We start from the raw sequence: 22,190 nt of genomic DNA, 5'->3' as shown, positions 1-22,190 counted from the left end.
CAGTTCCCCTTCTTCCCGTCCGGAGACGATTGGAATTATCGCTCATGATAATTGGAGGTCAATGGCTCGCAGATTGGATGGGCATAACAAGCTGTCGAACGAAAAGCGTCACCCGGCCGGGAATAGACGGCGGGGTTCTCCGTTTCGCCTTACTGCTATGACAGATCGATGACACCTAAATGCCGGAAAACCCCAAAATCCACGCCGGGCGTGCTGACGGCACGGCATGGCGCATGCCCGCCGGCTTCTCCCGCCGGCCACAGCGGATCAGTGAATTTCGCTGGCTGACATGGACAGTCGCTGTCATCGCATTCTGCACCGCAGTCATGGCCCTGACGGCGATCCTCGTGCCCGGCATTCGCGGCGTGCTGCTTCGGGAAGACGGCATCGTGGAGACGGGCAGCGTCATCTGCCTGGCGGGCGCCGTGCTCGGGGCGGGTTCGGCAAGTGTCGCCTGGGGCCCGCGTCTGCCCTTCGTGCTGGCGGGCTTTCTCGGGCTCGTTGAGTTGCTGGACGAGACCAGCTTCGGCGCCCGCCTTCTTGGATTTCAGCCGCCCCCGCTCCATGGCGGCGGCGAGCTGGACGGATTCCACGACCTGCTGATCCTGGCCTACCGCCTCCTGGCCGATGTCAGCCCCGGCCTTGGCTTGCTGTGGGTCGGGCTTATCGCCGGCGCATCCATCGCACTCATGCTCGTGGCATTGCGGCTTGCGAAAAGGGCCGGATGGGGCGCCGGTCCAGGGCTTTCGCGCTACGCCCTGCTCTTCCTTCACGTCGGGCTGATCGGCCTGGCGCAGGCTGTCGATGTCGCCACGTCCTCCCGAGCCTTGTCCGCGCTGGAGGAAGCGCTCGAATTCAACGCGGCCCTCGTGCTCCTGGTCTATGTCGTCCAGCAGTCACTGGAGGCTGCCCGGACAAGGCTATGAGCCCGACGGGGTGTGGGGCGATATCTTCATTGGACAAGCCGGTTGCGGCATTCTCAGATCAATAAGTTGGAGCAAATCCTTATCGCAAAATCTTCTTCCGTTGCTGACCTTCATCGGCGTGCTCGTCACGGATTTGTGGGAGAGGCGCTATCCAGCCGCTTTACCGTAGCGTTCTCGGACGCCGCCTTATGCAGCGAGGCCCAGTCGTCGGGCGGATTGCCGTCGTCCAACATCCCTTTAAAGACTTTGTAGGCGTCAGTTTTTGCGCCGTAGGCCCGCAGGGTCGTGGCGTCATTCACCCAGGCGAAGATGATGATCTTCGAGCTCGTGTCGTAGCGGAAAAACAGCCGGAACCGACCGTTGCCGAATTTTGCCCGAAACCAGTGCTTGTATCCGTCACCCAGCGTCGAGCCCTGCCGATAGACGGTCGCCATCGGATCAGCCGGTATCGTCTGGAAAACGAGCTTGTTCAAAGCCGCCAGCAGCTTGGTGCTGGCGTTCCTCTGGTATTGGTCGGGCTTTTTCGCCTTCAATGCCTCGACGGCCCCGGCCAGCTTTTCCAACTGATCGAGAAACAGAGGATGGGCGAGAATGGTCCAGCCATTGATCGTGAGCATGGCTAGAGCGTGACGGCTTTTCGTCGAGTCGACATTAACGCTCCAGCTTTTTGTTTGCGCATGATTCTTCCGGAAAACCGGTATCCACTTTTCCGGATCATGCTCTTAGAGTGCGACATCCCCATCGATCTCGGCATCGAGGTCGACGTCCATGTTCTCGGTCAGGGCGGCGATGCGATCCCGTAGCGCAGGCGGCAAGGTGACAATGGATGTCCCGGGATGCCTGGCCATGTCTTGCGCCAGAAACGCAAGGAAGCGGTCGACAACCGGGTCGCTCGTTTCTTCCGCCGCCTTCTCGACATAGACCCGGCGCTGGTCGTCGACAAAGAAGGCGATGCGTCCACCGTAGTCCACACCCAAAGCCTGCCGGACAGCCTTGGGAACAGTGGTCTGGCCCTTCGCGGTAATGGTACTCTCTTCCTTGAGCAGCGCAGCCATGGACAGCTCCAATTTTGCCTCCCGACATAAGTAAGGAATATTCCTTACCTTGTCAAGGGATGTTGGAGATCCGGGGAACAAGGGAGGAAGATACGACATGTCCGAAGGGTCCAAATCACAACAACCACCCATTCCACCCTCCGCCCAGCTGGTGCAGATGGCGTCCGCCTATTGGGTCTCCTGCATCGTCCATGCGGCGGCGAAGTTCGACCTGGCGGACAAGCTCGCCTCGGGGCCCAAGACGGCGGCGGAGATCGCAGGGCCGCTCAAGCTCCATGCGCCGTCGCTGCACCGGCTGATGCGCAGCCTCGCCGGGCTCGGCATCCTGACCGAGACGGAGGGAAAGCGCTTCGGGCTGACGCCGCTCGGCGAGGCGCTGAAGACAGGCGCGCCCGGCTATGCGCGCTCCTCCATCCTCACTGTGTGCGGGCCGTGGTTCACCGGCGCCATGGAAGCGCTCGCCTCCAGCGTCGAGGACGGCAGGACGGCGTTCGAGAAGATCAACGGCATGCCGGCCTTCGACTATCTGGGAAAGCACCCCGAGCTCGCCTCGCTGTTCACGGAGACGATGGTGGGCATCCATGGCGGCGAGCCGCCGGCCGTGGCCAGGGCCTATGATTTCTCCAAGCTCACGACGATCGTCGATGTGGGGGGCGCCAATGGCAATATGCTGGCAGTGCTGCTTAGCCTCCATCCGCATCTCAAGGGCATCCTGGCCGACCTGCCGCATGTGGTGAAGGACGCGCCCTCCTTCCTCGAGGCCAAAGGTGTGGCGGAGCGCATCCGCATCGAGGCGCATGATTTCTTCAAATCGGTGCCCGAAGGCGGCGATGCCTATATCCTCTCGCATGTGATCCATGACTGGAGCGAGGCGCAGTGCCTCACCATCCTCAGGCTTGTGCACAAAGCGATGAAGCCCGATGCGCGCCTCCTCCTCATCGAGATGGTGTTGCCACCCGGCGATGAGCCGCATTTCGGCAAGATCCTCGACATGGTGATGCTGGCGCTGCCGGGCGGCGAGGAACGCACTTCCGAGGAATATGAGAAGCTCCTGGCCAAGGCCGGCTTCAGGCTGACGCGCATCGTGCCGACCGAGTCGACGGTGAGCGTCATCGAGGCGGTGAAGGCTTAGAGACCATGTCATCCTACTGGCAGAAACTGGTGCCGCCCGATTTCGAAGTGCCGGCGCGTCTCGAGGGAGACGGGTTTCATCTGCGCATGCTCACCATCGATGACCTCGACAAGGACTATGAGGCGGTGATGACGAGCGCCGACAGGCTGAAAGGCGCGCTCTCGCCCACCAGCAGCTGGCCCGAGGGGCTGACGCGCGAGGACGACCTGATCGACCTCGGCTGGCACCAGCGCGAATTCAGGCTGCGGCGCTCCTTCGCCTATACGGTGATGGCGCCGGACGAGGCGATGTGCCTCGGCTGCTGCTACATCTATCCGAGCATGCAGGAAGGCTATGATGCCGATGCCTATTGGTGGGTGCGGACAAGCGCCGTCGCCGACGGCCTCGACGACAGGCTGGGTGCCGCCTTCCGGCACTGGCTTCAGACCGCCTGGCCGTTCAGGCGCGTCGCCTTTCCGGGGCGCGACCCTGCTTCGCGCTGACGCGCTTCGCAGGGCTGTCGAGCTCACACATCCTGCTCCTTCCTCGTGCGAAGCACGGGGAAGGTGGCGCGAAGCGCCGGATGGGGTGGTGCAACCGATGAAACTGCTGGAAGGCTGTGCCTCGGCATGGCGGGCCTCGGATGCAAAGCCACTATCAACACGGTTCGCGCGGCGCCGCCCCCATCCGGCGCTTCGCGCCACCTTCCCCCGCTTCGCGCAGGGCTGTCCGGGGAAAATGAATTCGGTGTCGAACTCGTCCAATCATTCCCCCTCTCCCGTCCAAAGGATGGGAGAGGGTGCCCGACCTTGCTCCGCCGAAGCGGAAGTTATCTGCTCTGTCGGGGCGAAACCTCGGCTTCGCGAAGGCGAGAGGGCGGGTGAGGGCTCTTCACCTCTCACTATTCTCAAGCAGTTGATTGTAGCAAGAACGAAACATTTGCTTTCTGCCGCAGTCGAGCAAAGAGCCCTCATCCGGCCTTCGGCCACCTTCTCCCATGCTGCGCACGGGCGAAGGGAAACCGAGGTGAGTTCTGAGTCTCGGTTGTCAAAGATAAGGTTATATCCCTGCTCTTGCGGGCTTCTACGAATACCTCGCACTTTTTCCCCGGACAGCTCTGCCGCTTCGCGGAGGAAGGAGTATGAATCGGTCAGCCGCGCTTCAGCCACAAACGCGGCTTGCCGCGCTTGAGATAGCCATAGATGACGCCATGGCCCTGGCGGAACAGCTCGCCGCATTTGGTGTCGCTGCCGAGGATGGAGCGGAAAGTGAGGCAGAACTCATCGCCGGAGCCGCGCCGCTTCACCGCCCAGCTGCCGCGCGCCGGTATGCCGGCATAGCGGCCTTTGACGCTGCCATCCCCCCTGATCGACAGCGACAGCGAGGTCGATTTCCAGCGGCCGGACCAGTCGCCCAGAACGGCCTTGCGCATCTCGCCGCTGCTCAGGCGATCATCGGCGAGCGCCCCCGGCGCGGCGAGACACAGGACGAGGAGACAGAAAGCGAGAAGGCGGGTCATGGCGGCAACTAGACCGCAGCGACCCGTCATCGTCAAGGCGGACATGGCCGCTGCCGATGGCGCGCCCCAGCTTTCGCTTGCCCTGGCGCTGCCTTTGCCCTGACATGGTGCTGCCGGGATCCTCGGCGAGACTGCGCAACCGATGACATGAAAGGACCCGCTGGCATGACGGCGCCGGTGGCAGATGGCACTTCCGACACGAGGCCGGCGCGGTGGCGCGCCGGCCTCGCGATATTGTCCGGCCGGGCAGCGCGGCCGGCCCGCGCGCTCATCGCGGCGCTGGCGCTCCTCGCCCTGCTGGGCGGCGGCGCGCCGGCCGAGGAGACGCGGGCGCTCAAGGGTGTCGCCCTGGTGATCGGGGAGACCCAATATGCGCATCTCGGCGCCCTCGCCAATCCAGCCCATGATGCCCGCTCGATCAAGACGCTGCTCGACAGGCTGGGCTTCGATGCGCGCGACGCCGTCAACCGCGACGCGCGGACGCTCAGGCGCGATCTCGACCGCTTCGCCGAGGATGCGGCGGGCGCCGATGTGGCGCTCATCTATTATTCGGGGCACGGCATCGAGGCGGGCGGGGAGAACTGGCTGGTGCCGGTCGATGCCGATCTCACCGCGCTGGACAAGGCGCAGGACAGGCTGATCCCGCTCTCGGCCTATCTGCGCCGGCTGCAGCAGAGCGTGCCCTTCACCATCCTCCTCCTCGATGCCTGCCGGACGAGCCCGTTTCCGCCGGGCGCCAGCCTGCGCCCGTCGCCCGCCGACAGGCCGGTGCCGGTCGGCGCGCAGGGTCTCGCCGGGACCGCCAAGGGGGTGAGCGTCATCGAGCCCGAGGCGACGCCCCAAAGCGAAAGCGGAACGGCCACGGTGCTCGGCTTCGCCGCCGCACCCGGCGATGTGGCGCTCGACGGGCCGAAGGACGGCAACAGCCCCTATGCCAAAGCCCTCCTCAAGCATCTGGCGGCGAAGGGCCTCGATTTCGGCGATGTGATGACGCTGGTGAGCCAGGAGGTCTATGTCGAGACCGGCGGGCGGCAGGTTCCGTGGACCAACCACAATCTCAGGCAGTTCCTCTATTTCGGCCTGGCGGCGGAAAGCGACGCGGGCGAGGAGGCCTCGATCCGCGGCGAGCGGCGCAAGCTGCTGCTGGCCATCGCCAGCACGCCTGAGGACAGGAAGCGGCTGGTCGAGACGCTGGCGCGCGCGGATGCGGTGCCGCTCGATGCGCTCTACGGCATGCTCAACCTGCTCGAGCCCGGCGGGGCGAAGGACGCGGCCGATCTCGACCGGCGCCTGCGCGAGGGGGCGGAGAAGCTGAAGGGCTTCCTCGCCGAGCGCCGGGCGCTGAAGAGCGAGGATCCCGAGCTCACGCGGCTGTCGGCGCTTGCCGATGAGGCGCTGGACCAGGGCGCGATCCGGACGGCGATCGCCCTGCATGAGAAAGCCAAGACGCGCATCGGCCAGCTGTCGCCTGCGGTGGAGCAGGCCAAGGCCGATGTGATGGCGCGGGAGATCGAGTTCGCGCAGGTCTATGCCGCGAGCGGGCGCACCAACATCCTGGCCTTCGACCATCGGAAGGCCGCGGCGGATTTCAAGGCGGCGCATGAGAAGGCGAAGACATGGGATACCGGCCTCGCTTTCGCCTACAAGCTCGCCGAGGCGGGCGCGCTGAAGGACCATGGCGACTTCAAGGGCGACGACGCGGCGCTGCAACAGGCGATCGCCGCCTATGACGAGGCGCTCGCTCTGGCGCCGCGCGCGCGCGCCCCCCTCGACTGGGCGAAGGCGCAGAACAATCTGGGCCTCGCGCTCGAGAGCCTGGGCGGGCGCGAAAGAGGCCCGGCGCGGCTGGAGCAGGCGCTCGCCGCCTATGGCGCGGCGCTCGAGGAACGCAGCCGCGCCCGGGCGCCCGTCGACTGGGCCAGGACGCAGGCCAATATCGGCAATGCCCTGTCGCGGCTGGCCCAGCGCGAATCGGGCATGGCGCGCCTCGATGCGGCCGCCGCCGCCTATCAGGCGGCGCTCGAGGAGATCACGCGCGCGCGCCTGCCGCTCGAATGGGCGGTGATCCAGAACAATCTCGGCAGCGTGCTCGAGATGCTGGGCGAGCGCGGCGACGCCGCGCGGCTGCATGAGGCGCTTGCCGCGCATCGCGCCGCGGCCGAGGAAATGACCCGCGAGCGCATGCCTTTGACCTGGGCCAAGATCATGGAGGATCTCGGCAATGCGCTGCAGACGCTGGCCCAGGACGAGAGCGGCACGGAGCGCCTCGATGAATCCGTCACGGCCTATGAGCTGGCGCTCGAGGAGATCACGCGCCAGCGCATGCCCTTCGCCTGGGCGCGCATCCAGGGCAATCTCGGCAATGCGCTTTCGGTGCTGGGCGAGCGCGAGAACGACCCCGCCCGGCTCGAGGCGGCGGTCGCGGCCTATCGGGCCGCGCTGATGGCGCGGCCGCGCGCGCAGGCGCCGATCGAATGGGCCTCGACCCAGAACAATCTGGGCGCCGCGCTCAAGGCGCTGGGCGAGCGCGAGAGCGGCACGGCGCGGCTCAGCGAAGCCGTCGCCGCCTATCGCGCGGCGCTCGAGGAAAAGTCGAACGGGCCGCTGCCCCGCAGCCGGGCCATGAGCGAGAACAATCTCGCCGCGGCGCTGATGGCGCTGGGCCGGCGCACCGGCTCACGCGAGACGATCGAGGAGGCGAGAGCGCGGCTCGCCTCTTCATGGGACATCTACAAATCCCTCGGCGAAGACCGCTACGATGCCTATTTCGCCGGCCAGCTGGCCGAGATCGACGGCGCGCTCGGCAAGCTTGCGCCGGCGGCGGGCCCGTGATGCGCGATTTGGCGCAGGATCCCGGCCAAAGCCCGCAGATTTGCGCGATTCCGGGCATTATATGCTGATATAGTGAGCAACCAAAGCCGCACGCCGCGCGTTCCAAGGCAGAAGCGCAGGAGGTAATGCCATGTCCGCTCATGCCGTCCTTGCCGCCCAGACGCTCGATGACTGCATCATCGACCAGAACTGGGGCCGCTATTCAAGCGAAGACCATGCCATCTGGCGCACGCTGTTCGAGCGCCAGCTCTCAACGCTCAAGGGCCAGGTGGCGCAGGAATATCTCGACGGTCTCGAGGCGCTCGGCATCGGTCCCGACGGCGTGCCCGATTTCGCGAAGATGAATGCGCGCCTGCGCAAGATCACCGGCTGGGAAGTGGTGGCGGTGCCGGGGCTCATCCCGTCGCGGCCGTTCTTCCAGATGCTGGCCAACCGGCAGTTTCCGGCCGGCACCTTCATCAGGAGCCGCGCCCAGCTCGACTATCTGGAAGAGCCCGACATCTTCCATGACGTGTTCGGCCATGTGCCGCTGCTCACCAACCCGGCCTATGCACGATACATGAACGAATATGGCCGCATCGGGCTTCAGGCCATCGAAAGGAAGGCGGTGAAGTTCCTCGCCCGCCTCAACTGGTACACGATCGAGTTCGGGCTGATCCGCAAGCCCGAGGGGGTGAAGATTTACGGGGCGGGCATCGTCTCGTCCTATGGCGAGGCGAAATATGTGGCGCAGGACGCTTCCGCCCATCACTTGAGCTTCGACCTCACCCGCGTGCTGCGCACCGGCTATTATATCGACGACTTCCAGGCGAGCTATTTCGTGATCGAGCGCTTCGAGGACCTGTTCGACGTGCTGGAAGGCCGGGACATCATGGCGCTGTTCGACGAAGTGCGCGGCGAGCCGACGCTGACGCCATTCGAGATTTTGGCCGGCGACAAGGTGATCCGGAAGGGCAGCGGCGAGTACTGGCGCGAATTTCCAGGCACGAAGACCAAGCTGAAGTGACGGCGACGGGCAATTTGATATAGTTTATGCATTTATACGGTACTGGCATAAACTCCCTAAATTCGCTATAAATGCCCTATGGATCCGGTCAGCAACCCTTACGCCCCTGGTGCCGGGACGCCCCCGCCCGAACTGGCGGGACGGGATGAATTGCGGGAAACCGTGCGCATCGCCCTGGCGCGCGTGAAAGCCGGACGTCCGGCCAAGAGCATCCTGATGGTCGGGCTGCGCGGCGTCGGCAAGACGGTCCTGCTCGACCGGATGCGGGAAGATGCGGAAGCCGCCGGCATCCACACGATCAGGGTGGAGGCCCCCGAAAACCGCTCGCTCCCGGCTATCCTGGCGCCCCAACTCAGGCAAGCCCTTCTGCGGCTGTCGCTGAACGCGCAAGCCAGAGACCTGGCACAGCGCGCCCTGCGCGGGCTCGCAGGCTTCGCCAAGGCGCTCAAGGTGAAGTATCAAGACATCGAGGTCGGGCTTGATTTCGATCCCGAGCCCGGCCTTGCCGACAATGGCGATCTCGAGCATGACCTGCAAGCCCTTCTCGAAGTGACGGGGAACGCGGCGCAGGCAGCCGGCACGGCGCTGGCGATCTTCGCCGACGAACTGCAATATGTTGCAGAAGAAGAACTCGCCGCGCTGATCACCGCCCTCCATCGCATGTCGCAGCGCAACCTGCCGGTCGTTCTGGTCGGCGCCGGCCTGCCGCAACTGCCGGGGCGCATGGGCCGCGCCAAATCCTATGCGGAGCGCCTGTTCGACTATCCGGTGATCGGACCCCTGCCTCGCCCCGCAGCACGTATCGCCATAGCAAAGCCTGCCCACGACCAGGGGGTGGAGATCACCGACGACGCCCTCGGGCGCATCTTCGACGAAACCCAGGGCTATCCTTATTTCCTTCAGGAATGGGGCAAGCATGCCTGGGACGCGGCAGAGAGATCGCCCATCACGCTGCCGGATGTGAACCGCGCTTCGCGGAGCGCCATCGCCGCGCTCGATGAAAGCTTCTTCCGCGTCCGCTTCGACCGCCTGACGCCGAGCGAGAAAAAATACCTGCGCGCCATGGCGGAGCTGGGTCCGGGCCCCCATCGCTCCGGCGACGTGGCCGAGCAACTGCACAGAGGCGTCACGTCTCTGGGCCCCACGCGCAACCAGCTGATTGCCAAGGGCATGATCTGGAGCCCCAGTCATGGCGACACCGCCTTTACCGTGCCGCTGTTCGATGCGTTCATGCGGCGGATCATGCCGGGCGACGACTGGAGGCACTGAAGGCCCGCCGCATGGCGCGGCGGGGAAAGCTGATCCCTCAGAGCTGAGACCATCAGATTGCGCAGTGCGCAACCCATCGACACTGCTCCCGCGGCCAGCCCCATCCGGCTATCCGGCCCAAGACCGTCGGGCGCCCTACCACCCCATATGCGATCGCCCTGCCCGCAAGGGGGAAGGATGAAATCGCGTGGCTCCGACAGAAACAAGGGGCGGGAGAATTATCGTCATCAACCCGTCGCGAAAGCCGCCTATGCGGGAAGGCGAAAGGCAGTTTTTGACCGATGATGCACAGCTGTGCAAAGATGGCGCCCATGGTGCAGGCCGGGACCGGATCAGGCTTCCTCGCGCTCAAGGGCCTCGCGGCCCGCTATGGCGCCACGCCGGTGCTGTCGGGCATCGATCTCGCCATCGGCAAAAGCGAATTCGTGGCGCTGCTGGGCGCGTCGGGCTGCGGCAAGACCACGCTGCTGCGCGCCATTGCGGGCTTCGTCACGCCGTCCGCCGGCACGATCACGGTCGGCGGGCGCGACGTGACGCATCTGCCGCCCGACAAACGCGGCATGGCGCTGGTCTTCCAGTCCTATGCGCTGTGGCCGCATATGACGGTGGCGCAGACCATCGGCTACGGGCTCAAGCTCAAGCGCCGGCCGCAGCCTGAGATCGCCCGGCGCGTCGCCGAGATGGAACGCCTGCTCGGGCTCGAAGGACTTTCCGGGCGCAAGCCGGCGCAATTGTCGGGCGGGCAGCGCCAGCGCGTGGCTCTGGGCCGGGCCCTTGCGATCGACCCCGAGATCCTGCTGCTGGACGAGCCGCTGTCCAATCTCGACCAGCGCATCCGCCTCAGCGTGCGCCACGAGATCCGCGAGCTGCAGCAGCGCCTCGGCATCACCGCCGTCCATGTCACCCATGACCGCGAGGAGGCGATGGTGATGGCCGACCGCATCGTCATCCTCGACCAGGGCCGCATCGCCCAGGCCGGCACGCCGGAAGAGGTCTACAACCACCCGGCCTCGGCTTTCGTCGCCGCCTTCATGGGGGCGGAGAACACGCTTCTCCTCGCCGGCCGGCGGAACGCCCGGCATTTCATGCTGCATGAATCGGCCCGCAATGCCGCCTGTGTTGTGCATGCGCAACACAGCACCCTGCCGGACGGGCCGGTGGAGGCGCGATTCCGCGCCGGCGCCGGCGAGCTGCTGCCCAAGGCGGCCCCCGGCGCGCCGCCCTCCGGCACGCTGGAGCTGTGGGGCGAGGTCCTGAGCACCAGCTATCCGGGCGGGCTGTGGCGGCATTCGATCAAGGTGGGCGACACGACCGTGCTCTGCGATGCCCCCCGCGCCTTCGCGCAAGGCGAGCCGGTCAAATTGCGCATCCCGCCCGCCGCCCTCTTCCTGTTCGCGGCCCGGCCCGCCGGCGCCCCCTCGCTTCCCGGCGCACGCCCGAGCGCTGCCCGGAAAGACTCCACGCCTGAACCCTCATCGCAACCGGAGGCTTAAGATGAAACACGCCGTCCTTCCCGCCCTTCTGGCGCTCGGCCTTGCCGCAGCGCCGGTCACCGCCGCCGAGCTCACCGTCGTCACCGCCGGCGACCAGAACATGGTGGACTATGTCAACAACTACCTGGCGCCCCTGTTCGAGAAGCAGAATCCGGGCGACACGGTGCGCGCGGTGGGCACCGGGCCCGGCGATGCCGGCTCGCAGAAGATCATCGAGCGCTTCGCGGCGCAGGCCAAGGCCGGCAGCGCCGCCTGGGACACCGATGTCGCCGTGGCGCATGAGAAATTCATCGGGCCGATGATCAAGGAAGGCTATCTCGAATCCTACCGCGACAAGATCCCGACCGGCAAAATGGTGACGCGCGGCAATGCCGACATGGCACTGGGCAGCCCGGTCAAGGGCTATGTCATGCCGATGTTCAACAGCCAGACGGCGATCGCCTATAATCCCGCCCTGCTGCCCAACCCGCCCAAGACCTATGAGGAGATCGCGGCCTGGGCGAAGGCAAATCCCAGGCAGTTCGGCTATAACGGCATCAAGGGCGGCGCCTCGGGGGTGAGCTTCGTCATGGGCTGGATCTATGCCTTCGGCGAGGGCGACGCCCAGAAGCTGATGAACGGCCCGTTCGATGAGGCCGAGACGAAGAAATGGGACAAGGCCTTCCAGAGTCTCAAGGAATTCACCGCCAATGCGACGCTGACCCCCGGCAATGCCGGAACCCTCGACATGCTGTCGCGCGGCGAGATCGCCATGGGGCCGGTATGGGTCGACATGTTCTATTCCTGGCAGGCAGACGGGCGGCTGCCGCCCGAACTCAAACTGTTCCTGCCGGCGCCCGGCATGCCCGGCCAGCCGATGCATTATGTGATCCCCGAAAAGGCCGCCAACCGCGATCTTGCGGAAAAATTCGTGGCCCTGGCGACCAGCCCGGAAGTGCAGGCCGACGGCATCGTCAAGCGCTTCAACTGGTATCCCGGCATCGATGCCGAGTTCGTCAAGCCGAAGCTCGACGAGGCGACCTGGAACAAGCTGTTCATCGACATCCCGCCGGAGGATCTCGCCAAATACGGCAAGCCCTTCCCGATCTCGCCCTACAACAATGCCATCCTCGAAGCCTATGAGCGCCAGGCGGCGCAGTGAGTTCCCGCGCCACATTTTCTTCAACTTTTTCCCTTCTCCCGTGCGCAGCATGGGAGAAGGTGGCCGACAGGCCGGATGAGGGCTCTTTCGCGAAGCGTGCAGATTTTTCGAGAGTCGCCGCGTTACGAACAAAGAGCCCTCACCCGCCCTTCGGGCACCCTCTCCCATTGCTTCGCAACGGGCGAGGGCGAATGTTCTAGAGAGTGCCGATGGTCTCCAAGAAGATGCTCGGCCTGCTTCTCGTCCTGCCGGCGCTGGTGATGATCGGCGTGTTCTTCATCCTGCCGCTCATCGCCTCGGTCATCGGCGCCTTCGAGACGCCAGAGGGCGCCGGCTTGAGCAATTTCGTCAAGGCGCGCGAACTCTACAGCGAGGACATCCTCTTCAGCGTCCTCATCGTCACGCTGGCGAGCCTGCTCATCGGCTTCTTCGCCATCGCCATCGGCGGCTATCTCACCCTCGGCGAAAATCCGCGCGCCGTCGCCATTCTGCGCTGGCTCTATCGCTGGCCGCTGTTCATCCCCTTCATCGTCGTCGGCCAGACGCTGCGCACCTTCCTGGCCCGCAACGGGCTGATGAACAACATGCTGGTCGGCTCCGGCCTCATCACGCCCGACCAGGCGTTGTCCTTCCTCGACTGGCGCGGCATCGTCATCGCCTTCGTGTGGAAGCAGACGCCCTTCGTGGCGCTGCTGGTCGCCGGCGCCATGGCCTCGATCGACCGCGGCACGATCGAGGCGGCACGCAATCTGGGCGCCTCACGCCCGCGCATCCTCATCGAGATCGTGGTGCCGCAGGTCCTCGTCACGCTGACCGTCGGCCTCATCCTCTCCTTCGTCACCATGATGTCGGTGCTGTCGGTGCCGCTGATGATCAATGCGCAATCGCCCACCATGATCACCGCCGACATCGCCTTCCGCATCAATGCCTATGGCGATTACGGCGTCGCCAATGCGCTGGGCTTCATCTCGCTGATCATCACTTCGACCGTCGCCTGGCTCTATCTCAAGCTCTCGGTGAAGGAGCGGTCATGAGCGCGATCAGGACCGGCCTCGCCTGGCTGCCGCGCGCCCTGCTGCTCGGCCTTCTCGCCTTCGTCATCTTCGGGCCGCTCACCAATCTCCTGCTGTGGACGGTGGCCGAGCGCTGGTATTTCCCGCATGCGCTGCCCTCGCAATATGGCTTCAGCTTCTGGGAGAGGGTGTTCTCGCCGCGCGGCGGCGCACTGTCGTCGCTCTCCAACAGCATCATCGTGGCGCTGCTCACCGTGGCGGTGGCGCTGGCGCTCGCGATCCCCGCAGGCTATGCGCTGGCGAGGCTGAAGCTTCCGTTCCGCGCCCTCATCCTGCTCGCCTTCCTGATCCCGCAGGCCTTTCCCAATCTCTCGGTCTATGTGAATGTGGCGCGGCTCTTCTATGAGGTAAGGCTCAACGGCACGATTCCCGGCGTGGTGCTGGTGCATGTGACGCATGGGCTCGTCTATGCGGTGTGGATCGCCACCGCCGCCTTCGCCGCCATCGAGCCCGAGCTCGAAGAGGCGGCGCGCTCGATGGGCGCAGGCGCCTTGCGCGCCTTTCGCGATGTCACGCTGCCGCTGGCGATGCCGGGGCTGATGGCGAGCGCCATCTTCGTCTTCCTCGAATCGCTCGATGAATTCACCGGCAGCTATTTCGTCGGCGCCCCCGATGTGAACATGCTGCCGCTGCTGCTCTATTCGGCCGGCGCCGGCGGCAATTACCAGATCGCCTCGATCACCGCCCTTCTGCTGCTCATCCCCTCCATCGGCTTCATGCTGGTGGTGGAACGCTTCCTCAAGGCCGACGTGCTGGCCAAGGTGGGGCATTGATGTGAGCGACAGGGGAAAGAAGGGAAGGAGCGGCAAGCGCCGGGGCTTCGTCAGCGCGCTGCAAGTGGCGCGCAAGGCGGGCGTATCGCGCTCGGCGGTGTCGCGCAGCTTCACGCCGGGCGCCAGCGTGGCCGAGGACACGCGCGAGAAGGTCATCCGGGCGGCGGCCGAGCTCGGCTATCACGTCAACGACCTGGCGCGGGGCCTGCTGGCGCGGCAGAGCCGCCTCGTCGGCCTCATCGCGACACGGCCCGAGATCGGCTTCCGCGCCCAGCTCACCGCCGAGCTCAGCAAGGCGCTGATCCGGCGCGGCAATGTGCCGGTGCTGATCAATGTCGGGGAAAGTGCGGCGGAGCTCGCCGCCGCCCAGCAGACCCTGCTCGGCTATCGCGCCGAGGCGAGCGTCATCCTCACCGGCTCGCCCTCTTCCGAATTCGTCGACCTGGCGCGGCGCAACGGCCAGCCGGTGATCGTGCTCGGCCGCTCTGAGCCGGGCGCCGACCAGATCCGGAGCGACGGCACCAGGGCGGCGCGCCAGGCGGCACGGCTCTTCGTCGAAAGCGGGCTGACGCGGCTCGGCCTGGCGGGCTCGCGCTCCGGCACGCCCGCCATTGTCGAGCGCGAACAGGCGTTTCGCGCCGAAGCGCTGAAGCTCGGGGCCGAGGTCAGAACCGCGCAAGGGGCGGATTCCGATTACGAGGGTGGGCTTGCGGCGGCGCGGGCGCTGATCGGCGGCGGCAGGGCGCCCGAGGGGATATTCTGCGTCAATGACCCGATCGCTTTCGGCGTGATGGACCATGCGCGCCTCGTAGCCGGGCTCACGGTCCCGCGCGATCTCAAGGTGATCGGCTTCGACGACGTGCCCGAGGCGCAATGGCTCAATTACCGCCTCACCACCTTCCGGCAGGACCCCGCCGCCATCGCCCGCAAGGTGGTGGCGCTGCTCGACCAGCGGCAGGCCGAGCCGGAGCGGGCACCCTTCGCCGTCAAGCTCACCGCGCCGCTCATCCTGCGCGACAGCTTCACCATAGCCCAGACGAAAGACCCATGACCGCGAATGCACTCAAGATCATCCAGCTCAGCGATGCGCATCTGGCGCCGCCGCCGGGCCTCGTCCAGGGCGGCGATCCCGTGAGCAAGCTGAAGGCCGCCATCGCCGACATCAATGCGCATCACGGCGATGCGGCGCTCGTCATCATCAGCGGCGATCTCGCCAATGACGGCGAGCGCCCGGCCTATGAAGCACTCGCGGAAGCGCTGGGCGACCTCGTGCCGCCCTTCCGCCTCATACCCGGCAATCACGACGACCGCCGGCTCATGGCGGAGATGTTCCCGCAGGGCGCGGTCATGACCGACGGCTTCGTGCAGAGCGCCATGGCGACGCCACAGGGTGTCCTCCTGCTCATCGACACGCTGGACGAGGGACAGATCGGCGGCCGGCTCGATGCGGCGCGTCTCGGCTTCATCGCGCGCGAGCTTGAAAGGGCCAGGAGCCAACCGGCCTACATCTTCATGCATCATCCGCCTTTCATGCTGCATATGGCGGAATTCGACGCGCTGCCGCTCGCCGGGGCGGAGGCGCTGCGCGACCTCGTCCTGGCGCATGGCCAGGTGCGCCATATCTTCGCCGGCCATGTGCACCGCTTCATCGCCGGCAGCTGGCACGGCGTCCCGGTGAGCATCACGCGCAGCACCAGCCACCAGACGGCGCTGCAATTCGGCACGGGCTGGCAGCTCGGCCCGGAACGGCCGGGCTATGCGATCATCTTCATCGACGCGGCGGGCGCGATCGTGCATTTCCACGAGCTTGCGGGATGAAGTCCCCACACGCGCATCCGGTCCGGCATGCGGTGACGATCTTTCCGGCGGACAGCGTGTCGACCGCGCAACAGCCGTTAGGCGGGCCGGCGCTCGATGCCGCATGGCATCCTGTCCTCGCCAGGCTGACGCGGGTTCCCGGCCTGACGGTCGCGCCGGCCTGTTTCCACGGGTCGAAGCGGGACCTCAGGGCGCCTTGCGCCGCGGCCTCATATAGACGGTCTCGCACACCTCGCCGAGGGCCGAATAATAGCATTGGGTGTAGTAGCCGAGCTTCTTCTTGAGCGGGCCGTTGGCGACCTTGACGCGGTGAAGTTTCGCCGAGGCGCCCTTGGAGGTGCGCACTCGGGCATAGACATATTCGCAGATCTCACCCAGCCCCGAATAATAGCACTGGATGTAGTAGCCGCTCTTCTTCTTGAGCACGGTGCCGGAGGAAGGCAGCTTCTGCAACGGACGGGAGGCCGCGTCTGCGGCAACGAGCGGGACGGCGCAGAAAATGGCGAGGGCCGCCATCAGGGTCAGAAATCGCTTGGTCATGACAGGTCCTGTGTTGGGCATTGACGATCGCCCGGACAGTCAAGCCCGTTTCTGACCCAACGGCAAAGGGCATTTCGGGGCAATTAGGGCCGGTTTTGACAATCCGATAGGAATAGTCTGATCTGGGGGCTCAGCTGCCCAAAGGAGGACGACGACCATGGCGCTCATCACGGATCCTGCCACCTTCACCAAAAGCCTCGCCGATCTTCCGATCGCGGTCTACGAGCCGGGGGAGAGCGTGCTGGACGCCGGCTCCACGACCGGGCAGCTGTTCATCCTGCGGAATGGCACGGTCGAGGTGACGCGCGACGGACTGGGCATCGCCAAAGTGTCGGAGCCGGGCGCCGTGTTCGGCGAGCTCTCCGTCATCCTGGACCGGCCGCACAGCGCCGATGTGCGGGCGCTGGAGCGCTCGGAATTCCATGTCGCCGAGGCCTCGTCGCTCCTCACCGACAATGTGACGGCGCTCGCCTATGTCGCCGCCATCCTGGCCCGGCGCCTCGAGGCCGCCAATGACGCCATCATCGAGATCAGGCGGGAAGCGGAAGCCGACAAGCAGCCCGGCGCGCTCACCCGGGCGCTCGACAAGCTCGGCGACCTGCTGGTGGGCCCCAATCCGACGCACCTGCCTTTCTACATGCCGATGTTCTGAGGTCTCTTTCCCTCACGCCTTGACGCGCTGCCGGCTCAATCCAGGCCTTCCGCCCAGGGCGCGGCGCGCGCGGGCAGCATCGGCAGATCCAGGGTGGCGCCGTAGCGGTCATTGTGCCGGAGGCTGTCGGCCCCGAACAGGAAGCTCAGACCGACGAAGCCCACATGCTCCTCGCCGTCGTCCTCCTCGGTCGTGGCATCATAATAGCCGCCCCGATAGCCGATGAACCCATAAAGCGGCATGTCGAAGCCGAAGCCGGTCCGCAGCTCCACTTCCCAGTTGGTGATCTCACCATCGTCTTCGGCATCGACAAACTGGCTCGTCTCGCCATAGCTGATCTCGGCCTGAAGACGCGTGTCGTCGCCCAGGAAATAGCGCCCGACGCCGCGCACGAACCAGCCGTCGACAAAGCCTTCCGGCTCACCACTGTCATAGATGATGTCGGCATAGCCGGCCTGGACATAAAGCGTCAGATCGTCGAGATAGTACTGGAACTCGCCGCCAACCACGAGCGAATGGGTGGGCGGACCGTTGTGCTCATCGACACCGTCGCCATTCGAATAAGCGGCAAAGGCGCCAATGAGGCCAAGCTCGGGATCGCGGACACTGATGTGACCGCCCAGGGCCCAGGCTTCCGTCGGCTCCCAGGAATCGTCGATATCGTCATACCACTCGCCCTGGGCGTCACCCTGGATCGAGAATATGTCGAACAGCGGCAGGGAGAAACGCGCCGCGCCGCCATAGGTCAGCCCATCGGTGTGAACGTAGTCGGTGGAGGTGGTGCTCCTGTAGCCGACATAGCCATCGATCAGGCCGGCGGGAACCAGCCCCGGCTCGACCGGCGGCTCCATATCCGCCGCCGAGGCGACGGCGGAGCCGAAAAAGCCGGCCGCTGCCGACAGGACCAAGGCACTTGCGATTTTCATGACCCGATTCCCCACTTGCCCGGTCAGAATGGAATTGGCCTTTCGCTGCGTCAAGCGGGATGGGGCTGGTTGCCTGAAAAATGCCGGCCGGTATGACTTTCCTGCAACAGCAGTGCCATTCTGGATCATCAGTCCGGGCGGCGCCCGGACTCACCTGGTTCCGTCCAGGGCGATATCCTCCACGGCCAGGGTGCGCTGCACCGACGGACGCGCGGCATGGCCCTTGATGAGGGAAGCGAAATTCGGATAGGCCGTGTCCATGGCGAGGCCGATGCGATGGCCCCAGCGATAGAGCACGACGAGAAAGGCATCGACGCCGGTGAAGGCGCTGCCGACCGCGAAGCTCGCGCCCTTCAGCTTGCCTTCCATCATGGCGTAGCATTCGCCGACCGTCTGGTTGCCCTTGGCGGTGATGGCGGGATGGAGGGCTGCATCGTCGCAGAAACGCTGCGGCCGCCAGATGGCGCCGAAGCCCTGGGCATGAACCGTGCCCGACAGCCAGTTCATCCATTCGTAGACGCGCGCCGCCTCGAGCGGCGTTGCACCCATCAGCCGGCGCTCGGGCGACAGATGCGATATGGCGGTGGCGATGGCCGGCAATTCGGTGATCACCTCGTCATCGAGCGCCAGCACCGGCAGGCGCTTCTTGGGATTGAGGCGGATGAAGCTCTCGGTCAGATGCGCGCCTTCGCGGATCGGCACCCTGATGGCTTCGAATGCGGCGCCGGTCTCGTTCAGCAGGATATGCGGCGCCAGCGAGCAGGCGCCCGGCGAATACCACAATCTGACGGTGGACATCTTTCCTCTCCTCATTGATTAGGTAGATCAGTCTACCTATAATCGAAGCCGGAGTCCAGCTGACGAATGGCAAGGGTCAAATCAGAGGAAACCGACGGACGGCGCAAGCTGATCGACACGGCGCGAAGGCTGTTCGGCGAGCGCGGCACCGCCCATGTCGGCATCAACGAGGTGACGGCGCAAGCGGGCGTGGCGCGCATGACGCTCTACAACAACTTTCCGTCGAAGGAGGCGCTCACCATCGAAGTCTACCGGGAAATGGCCGATGAGGCGCTTATCCGCATCGATGCGCTGCTCGCCGAGGAGCCGAGCGAACAGGCACGCATCGCGCGGCTGTTCCGCCATTTCGGCCGCAATGCGCACAAGCCCGGCTTCCGCGGCTGCCGCTTCATCCATGCGAGCCTGCAGGAGGCGGATCCGCATGGGCCGATCCATGGCGTGGTGCAGGCCTACAAGAAGGCGCTGCGCCGGCGCATCCTGGGCGCCCTGGCCGGCAAGCGGCGAAACCGCGACCTCCTCGCCGACCAGATCACCCTCCTCCTCGATGGCGCGGTGACGGAGGCCTATATCAAAGGCGTGGACGATCCGCTGGCGGCGGCGGAGAAAGCGGCAATGACGCTGCTCAGGGCCTGACCATCATCACACGGCTCTGCCCCGCGTGACCCTGGCCAGCGCATCGGCAATCACGTCCAGCGCGCCGAACTGGCCGTAATAGTCCAGGCCGTGATCCGCCTGATGCCGGCGGCCATGATCGGACGACAAGTGCCATGTCCAGCCGCCGGAATTCATTTCCAGGACGACCAGCCGTCCGCTCGCCTGTTCGCGGATGATGTCGATGCCCATCACCGGCGTGTGGGTGAGTCTGGCATGGACCTTCTTCGCCAGCGCGATGATCCCGGCATCATCGATGAGCTCCATCCGGCGCTCGACGCCATTGGCCGCGATCTCGATCGCGACCGGCGCGTCGGCAAGGGTGGCAAGGGTCGGCAGCGGCGCCACCGCCGTCGACCGCATCGCATAAATGGGCCGGCCGAGCACGGTCATCACGCGATAGCAGGCGGCATAGGGACCCGTGTCGATGAACTGCTGGGCGATCAGATTCATGGCGTGGCGCGGATCGTCGGCCGGCAGCAATTTGGTGTCGATCCAGCGCACATCGCGGGTGCGCATCAGCCGCAGGCCGCGGCCGCGGTAACCCATGTTCGGCTTGACGACGGTGAACGGTCCCCATTGCCGCTCATCCAGCACCGTATCCGGAAGGATTTTCCGCGTATAGGGCACCGGCAGCCCCGCTTGCGCCAGCATGCGCACCTCTTCGAACTTGCTGTAGCGCCGCGCCACCAGCCGCAACCCCCTGATGCGCGGGTCGATGTTCCTCGGCATGGGCGAGAACAGCACCGTCGGGCGCTCCGCCGCCTTGCGCCAGAAATCGGGAGGCATGGGAATTTCCGGCGAAACGATGTGGACTTCAATGTCCGCCGCCATGACGCCCAGACGCTCGCGGATGGCGGTGAAGTCCGACAGATGCTGGCGCTTGGGGGTGTGGAAGATGATGAGGTTGAACTTCACCATGCGCGGCAGCTTCAGCCGAGCTCTCCCTCATATTTGCCGGCCACCGTCACGCAGCAATTGCCGGCGACGACGCGGCCGGGCTGGCGCCTGCCATAGACGATGCCGTCGGCCGCGTAATGAAGCGTCTCCGGCGCACGCGCGGGATCGGCGAGATTGTGGATGCGCCCCGCCGCCTCGCCGGCATGGACTTCGGCGCCGAGCGCATGGAAAGGCTCGAAGACGCCATTGACGGTGGCGAGCACGAAGCCCTCGCTGCCGGGGATGCGCAGCAGCTTGCGCTCCTTGCTTTCGGGCGGCTTCGCGGCTTCGGGCAGGATACCAAGATGGCCCAGCACATTGCGCACGCCCTTCCGGCAGATATCGAGCGCCTCGATCGTCACCGTGCCGGCGCCCGCCATCTCGGTGCCGACAGTGGTGAGGCCGGCCCGGACGGCGGCCGCGGTCGAGGTCCTGGGCTCGCCCAGATTGTCGATGACGACGGTCAAGGGCGCATCGAAGGCGAAAGCGGCGGCGACATTGCGCCGGTGATGCTCGGGCGTGGGGGCGGGATCGATGATGGCGCTGGGCAGGATCATCAGGGACGAGCCGCCGGAATGGAGATCGAGATAGGCATCGCCCAAAGGGAAGATGACCTCGCTCACATAGGCCGAGATCTGCTGGGTGATCGTGCCGCGGCTGTTGCCCGGAAAAGTGCGGTTGAGATTGAGCCCGTCGACGGGCGAGGTGCGCCGGCCCGCCAGCACCGCCGGCGTGTTGATGGCGGGCAGGAAGATGATGCGGCCCTCAACGCGGCCCGGATCAAGATCGCGGATGAGCTCGCCCAAGGTGATCGGCCCTTCATATTCATCGCCGTGATTGCCGCCCTGCAGGATGGCGGTGGGGCCGGAACCGTTCCTGATGACGGCGATCGGGATGCGGGTGGCGCCCCAGGCATCCTCATGCGGGGAATGGGCGATGTCGATGAAACCGGTCTGCTTGCCGGAACGGTCGAAGTCGATATTTGTGCGGGCGGTGGACATGGGTGTCTCGTGGCGGGCGAGGAGGTTCTCCGGAAGCCGGACTTTATCGGAACATATCGCAGCTTCAATATGTCCGTCCGGCCCCGGTCTCCGCCGTAAAAGTCAGTTCATATGTCAAATGCCGGCCGCTATAAGGCTGGCAGGAGGAGACGCGCATGAGCATCCTGATGATCCTGGAAATCGCCGCGGCGGCGGGTGCCGGCCTCACCGCCGGCATCTTCTATGCCTTCTCGACCTTCGTGATGGCAGCCCTTGCCCGTTTGCCGGCCGAGCAGGGCATCGCGGCGATGAACTCGATCAATGTCACGGTGATCAATCCCTGGTTCATGGCGGTGTTCATGGGAACGCCGGTCCTGTGCGGGATCATCGCCATCCTGGCGCTCCTGCGCTGGAACGAGCCCGGCAGCCTTCTCGTCATCGCGGCGGCGCTGACCTACATAGCGGGCTCCTTCGTGGTGACGATGGTCTTCAACGTGCCGCTCAACAATGCGCTTGCCGCCGCGGCCCCCGCCAGCAGCGAAGGCGCTGCCCTGTGGGCGCGCTATCTCATCGACTGGACCTTGTGGAACCATGTGCGCACGGCACTGCCGCTCGTCGCGATGGTGCTGCTGGTCACCGGGCTGATCGCGCAGAACCGCCCCTCATAGTTTTAATTCCGCAACAGCGG

Annotated in this window: 23 protein-coding genes; 15 read left to right on the top strand and 8 right to left on the bottom strand. The window is 65.6% G+C overall.

The features are described 5' to 3' along the window. Positions 1-179: 179 nt before the first annotated feature. Entirely contained in the window at positions 180-926 is a 747-nt protein-coding gene (locus DT068_RS14775; RefSeq protein ID WP_119390601.1) for a hypothetical protein, read from the top strand. A 125-nt stretch (positions 927-1,051) separates the two neighbouring features. Here the strand turns inward: DT068_RS14775 and DT068_RS14770 are convergent, their stop codons facing one another. Both DT068_RS14770 and DT068_RS14765 read right to left on the bottom strand, forming a co-directional pair. Then, on the bottom strand, positions 1,052-1,543 hold the full coding sequence (locus tag DT068_RS14770; protein WP_119390600.1) for a type II toxin-antitoxin system YhaV family toxin: 492 nt from the start codon (positions 1,541-1,543) through the stop codon (positions 1,052-1,054). Between the two features lie 105 nt (positions 1,544-1,648). Then, positions 1,649-1,981 (bottom strand): type II toxin-antitoxin system PrlF family antitoxin, encoded by a 333-nt coding sequence (locus tag DT068_RS14765; RefSeq protein WP_119390599.1) that lies wholly within the window; start codon positions 1,979-1,981, stop codon positions 1,649-1,651. Positions 1,982-2,078: 97 nt separating this feature from the next. On the opposite strand from DT068_RS14765, the gene DT068_RS14760 reads away from it, so the two are divergent. Both DT068_RS14760 and DT068_RS14755 read left to right on the top strand, forming a co-directional pair. Beyond that, a complete protein-coding gene (locus DT068_RS14760; protein WP_119390598.1) occupies positions 2,079-3,113 on the top strand; it encodes a methyltransferase in 1,035 nt (344 codons plus the stop codon). A gap of 5 nt (positions 3,114-3,118) precedes the next feature. Then, on the top strand, positions 3,119-3,595 hold the full coding sequence (locus DT068_RS14755; RefSeq protein WP_119390597.1) for a GNAT family N-acetyltransferase: 477 nt from the start codon (positions 3,119-3,121) through the stop codon (positions 3,593-3,595). Between the two features lie 647 nt (positions 3,596-4,242). On the opposite strand, the gene DT068_RS14750 is transcribed toward DT068_RS14755, so the two are convergent. Then, on the bottom strand, positions 4,243-4,611 hold the full coding sequence (locus DT068_RS14750) for a hypothetical protein (RefSeq protein ID WP_119390596.1): 369 nt from the start codon (positions 4,609-4,611) through the stop codon (positions 4,243-4,245). 147 nt (positions 4,612-4,758) lie between these two features. On the opposite strand from DT068_RS14750, the gene DT068_RS14745 reads away from it, so the two are divergent. The 9 genes from DT068_RS14745 (at position 4,759) to DT068_RS14705 (ending at position 16,016) form a co-directional block, all read left to right on the top strand. Continuing rightward, positions 4,759-7,443, top strand: a complete 2,685-nt coding sequence (locus DT068_RS14745; RefSeq protein WP_119390595.1) for a caspase family protein — start codon at positions 4,759-4,761, stop codon at positions 7,441-7,443. A gap of 130 nt (positions 7,444-7,573) precedes the next feature. Further along, a complete protein-coding gene (phhA, locus tag DT068_RS14740; protein ID WP_119390594.1) occupies positions 7,574-8,449 on the top strand; it encodes a phenylalanine 4-monooxygenase in 876 nt (291 codons plus the stop codon). A 78-nt stretch (positions 8,450-8,527) separates the two neighbouring features. Beyond that, entirely contained in the window at positions 8,528-9,718 is a 1,191-nt protein-coding gene (locus tag DT068_RS14735) for an ATP-binding protein (protein ID WP_119390593.1), read from the top strand. A 311-nt stretch (positions 9,719-10,029) separates the two neighbouring features. Beyond that, positions 10,030-11,211, top strand: coding sequence for an ABC transporter ATP-binding protein (locus DT068_RS14730; RefSeq protein ID WP_119390660.1), 1,182 nt, complete (start codon positions 10,030-10,032; stop codon positions 11,209-11,211). Position 11,212: 1 nt separating this feature from the next. Continuing rightward, positions 11,213-12,352 carry an ABC transporter substrate-binding protein gene (locus DT068_RS14725; protein ID WP_119390592.1) on the top strand — a complete coding sequence of 380 codons (1,140 nt, stop codon included), beginning with the start codon at positions 11,213-11,215 and terminating at the stop codon, positions 12,350-12,352. Between the two features lie 209 nt (positions 12,353-12,561). Continuing rightward, the gene (locus DT068_RS14720; RefSeq protein ID WP_119390591.1) at positions 12,562-13,386 is read left to right on the top strand and encodes an ABC transporter permease; all 825 of its coding nucleotides are present in this window, start codon (positions 12,562-12,564) and stop codon (positions 13,384-13,386) included. Next, entirely contained in the window at positions 13,383-14,198 is an 816-nt protein-coding gene (locus tag DT068_RS14715; protein ID WP_119390590.1) for an ABC transporter permease, read from the top strand. Before DT068_RS14720 ends, DT068_RS14715 begins: the two co-directional genes overlap by 4 nt. A 1-nt stretch (position 14,199) precedes the next feature. Continuing rightward, on the top strand, positions 14,200-15,249 hold the full coding sequence (locus tag DT068_RS14710; RefSeq protein WP_368904732.1) for a LacI family DNA-binding transcriptional regulator: 1,050 nt from the start codon (positions 14,200-14,202) through the stop codon (positions 15,247-15,249). Then, positions 15,246-16,016, top strand: a complete 771-nt coding sequence (locus DT068_RS14705; protein ID WP_119390588.1) for a phosphodiesterase — start codon at positions 15,246-15,248, stop codon at positions 16,014-16,016. Before DT068_RS14710 ends, DT068_RS14705 begins: the two co-directional genes overlap by 4 nt. Positions 16,017-16,202: 186 nt before the next feature. Here DT068_RS14705 and DT068_RS14700 read toward each other — a convergent pair whose 3' ends face one another. Next, entirely contained in the window at positions 16,203-16,556 is a 354-nt protein-coding gene (locus DT068_RS14700; protein ID WP_119390587.1) for a hypothetical protein, read from the bottom strand. A 157-nt stretch (positions 16,557-16,713) separates the two neighbouring features. On the opposite strand from DT068_RS14700, the gene DT068_RS14695 reads away from it, so the two are divergent. Beyond that, positions 16,714-17,208 (top strand): cyclic nucleotide-binding domain-containing protein, encoded by a 495-nt coding sequence (locus DT068_RS14695; protein ID WP_119390586.1) that lies wholly within the window; start codon positions 16,714-16,716, stop codon positions 17,206-17,208. A 35-nt stretch (positions 17,209-17,243) separates the two neighbouring features. Here the strand turns inward: DT068_RS14695 and DT068_RS14690 are convergent, their stop codons facing one another. Next, positions 17,244-18,134, bottom strand: a complete 891-nt coding sequence (locus DT068_RS14690) for a hypothetical protein (RefSeq protein WP_162914202.1) — start codon at positions 18,132-18,134, stop codon at positions 17,244-17,246. A gap of 150 nt (positions 18,135-18,284) precedes the next feature. Further along, the gene (locus DT068_RS14685) at positions 18,285-18,932 is read right to left on the bottom strand and encodes a glutathione S-transferase family protein (protein WP_162914201.1); all 648 of its coding nucleotides are present in this window, start codon (positions 18,930-18,932) and stop codon (positions 18,285-18,287) included. A gap of 66 nt (positions 18,933-18,998) precedes the next feature. Between DT068_RS14685 and DT068_RS14680 the strand changes: the two genes are divergently transcribed. Continuing rightward, a complete protein-coding gene (locus tag DT068_RS14680) occupies positions 18,999-19,565 on the top strand; it encodes a TetR/AcrR family transcriptional regulator (RefSeq protein WP_119390583.1) in 567 nt (188 codons plus the stop codon). Positions 19,566-19,571: 6 nt separating this feature from the next. Here DT068_RS14680 and DT068_RS14675 read toward each other — a convergent pair whose 3' ends face one another. Continuing rightward, positions 19,572-20,504, bottom strand: coding sequence for an ATP-grasp domain-containing protein (locus tag DT068_RS14675; protein ID WP_119390582.1), 933 nt, complete (start codon positions 20,502-20,504; stop codon positions 19,572-19,574). An 11-nt stretch (positions 20,505-20,515) separates the two neighbouring features. Continuing rightward, positions 20,516-21,523 (bottom strand): succinylglutamate desuccinylase/aspartoacylase family protein, encoded by a 1,008-nt coding sequence (locus DT068_RS14670; RefSeq protein WP_119390581.1) that lies wholly within the window; start codon positions 21,521-21,523, stop codon positions 20,516-20,518. A 155-nt stretch (positions 21,524-21,678) separates the two neighbouring features. Here DT068_RS14670 and DT068_RS14665 point away from each other — a divergent pair, with 155 nt between their 5' ends. Continuing rightward, positions 21,679-22,170, top strand: coding sequence for an anthrone oxygenase family protein (locus tag DT068_RS14665; RefSeq protein ID WP_119390580.1), 492 nt, complete (start codon positions 21,679-21,681; stop codon positions 22,168-22,170). Positions 22,171-22,190: the final 20 nt, after the last annotated feature.

The sequence above is a fragment of the Taklimakanibacter lacteus genome, assembly GCA_003576695.1.
GTDB lineage: Bacteria > Pseudomonadota > Alphaproteobacteria > Rhizobiales > Aestuariivirgaceae > Taklimakanibacter > Taklimakanibacter lacteus.
Note: the sequence above shows the minus strand (reverse complement) of the source record. Positions and strands in the feature narration are given on the sequence as shown.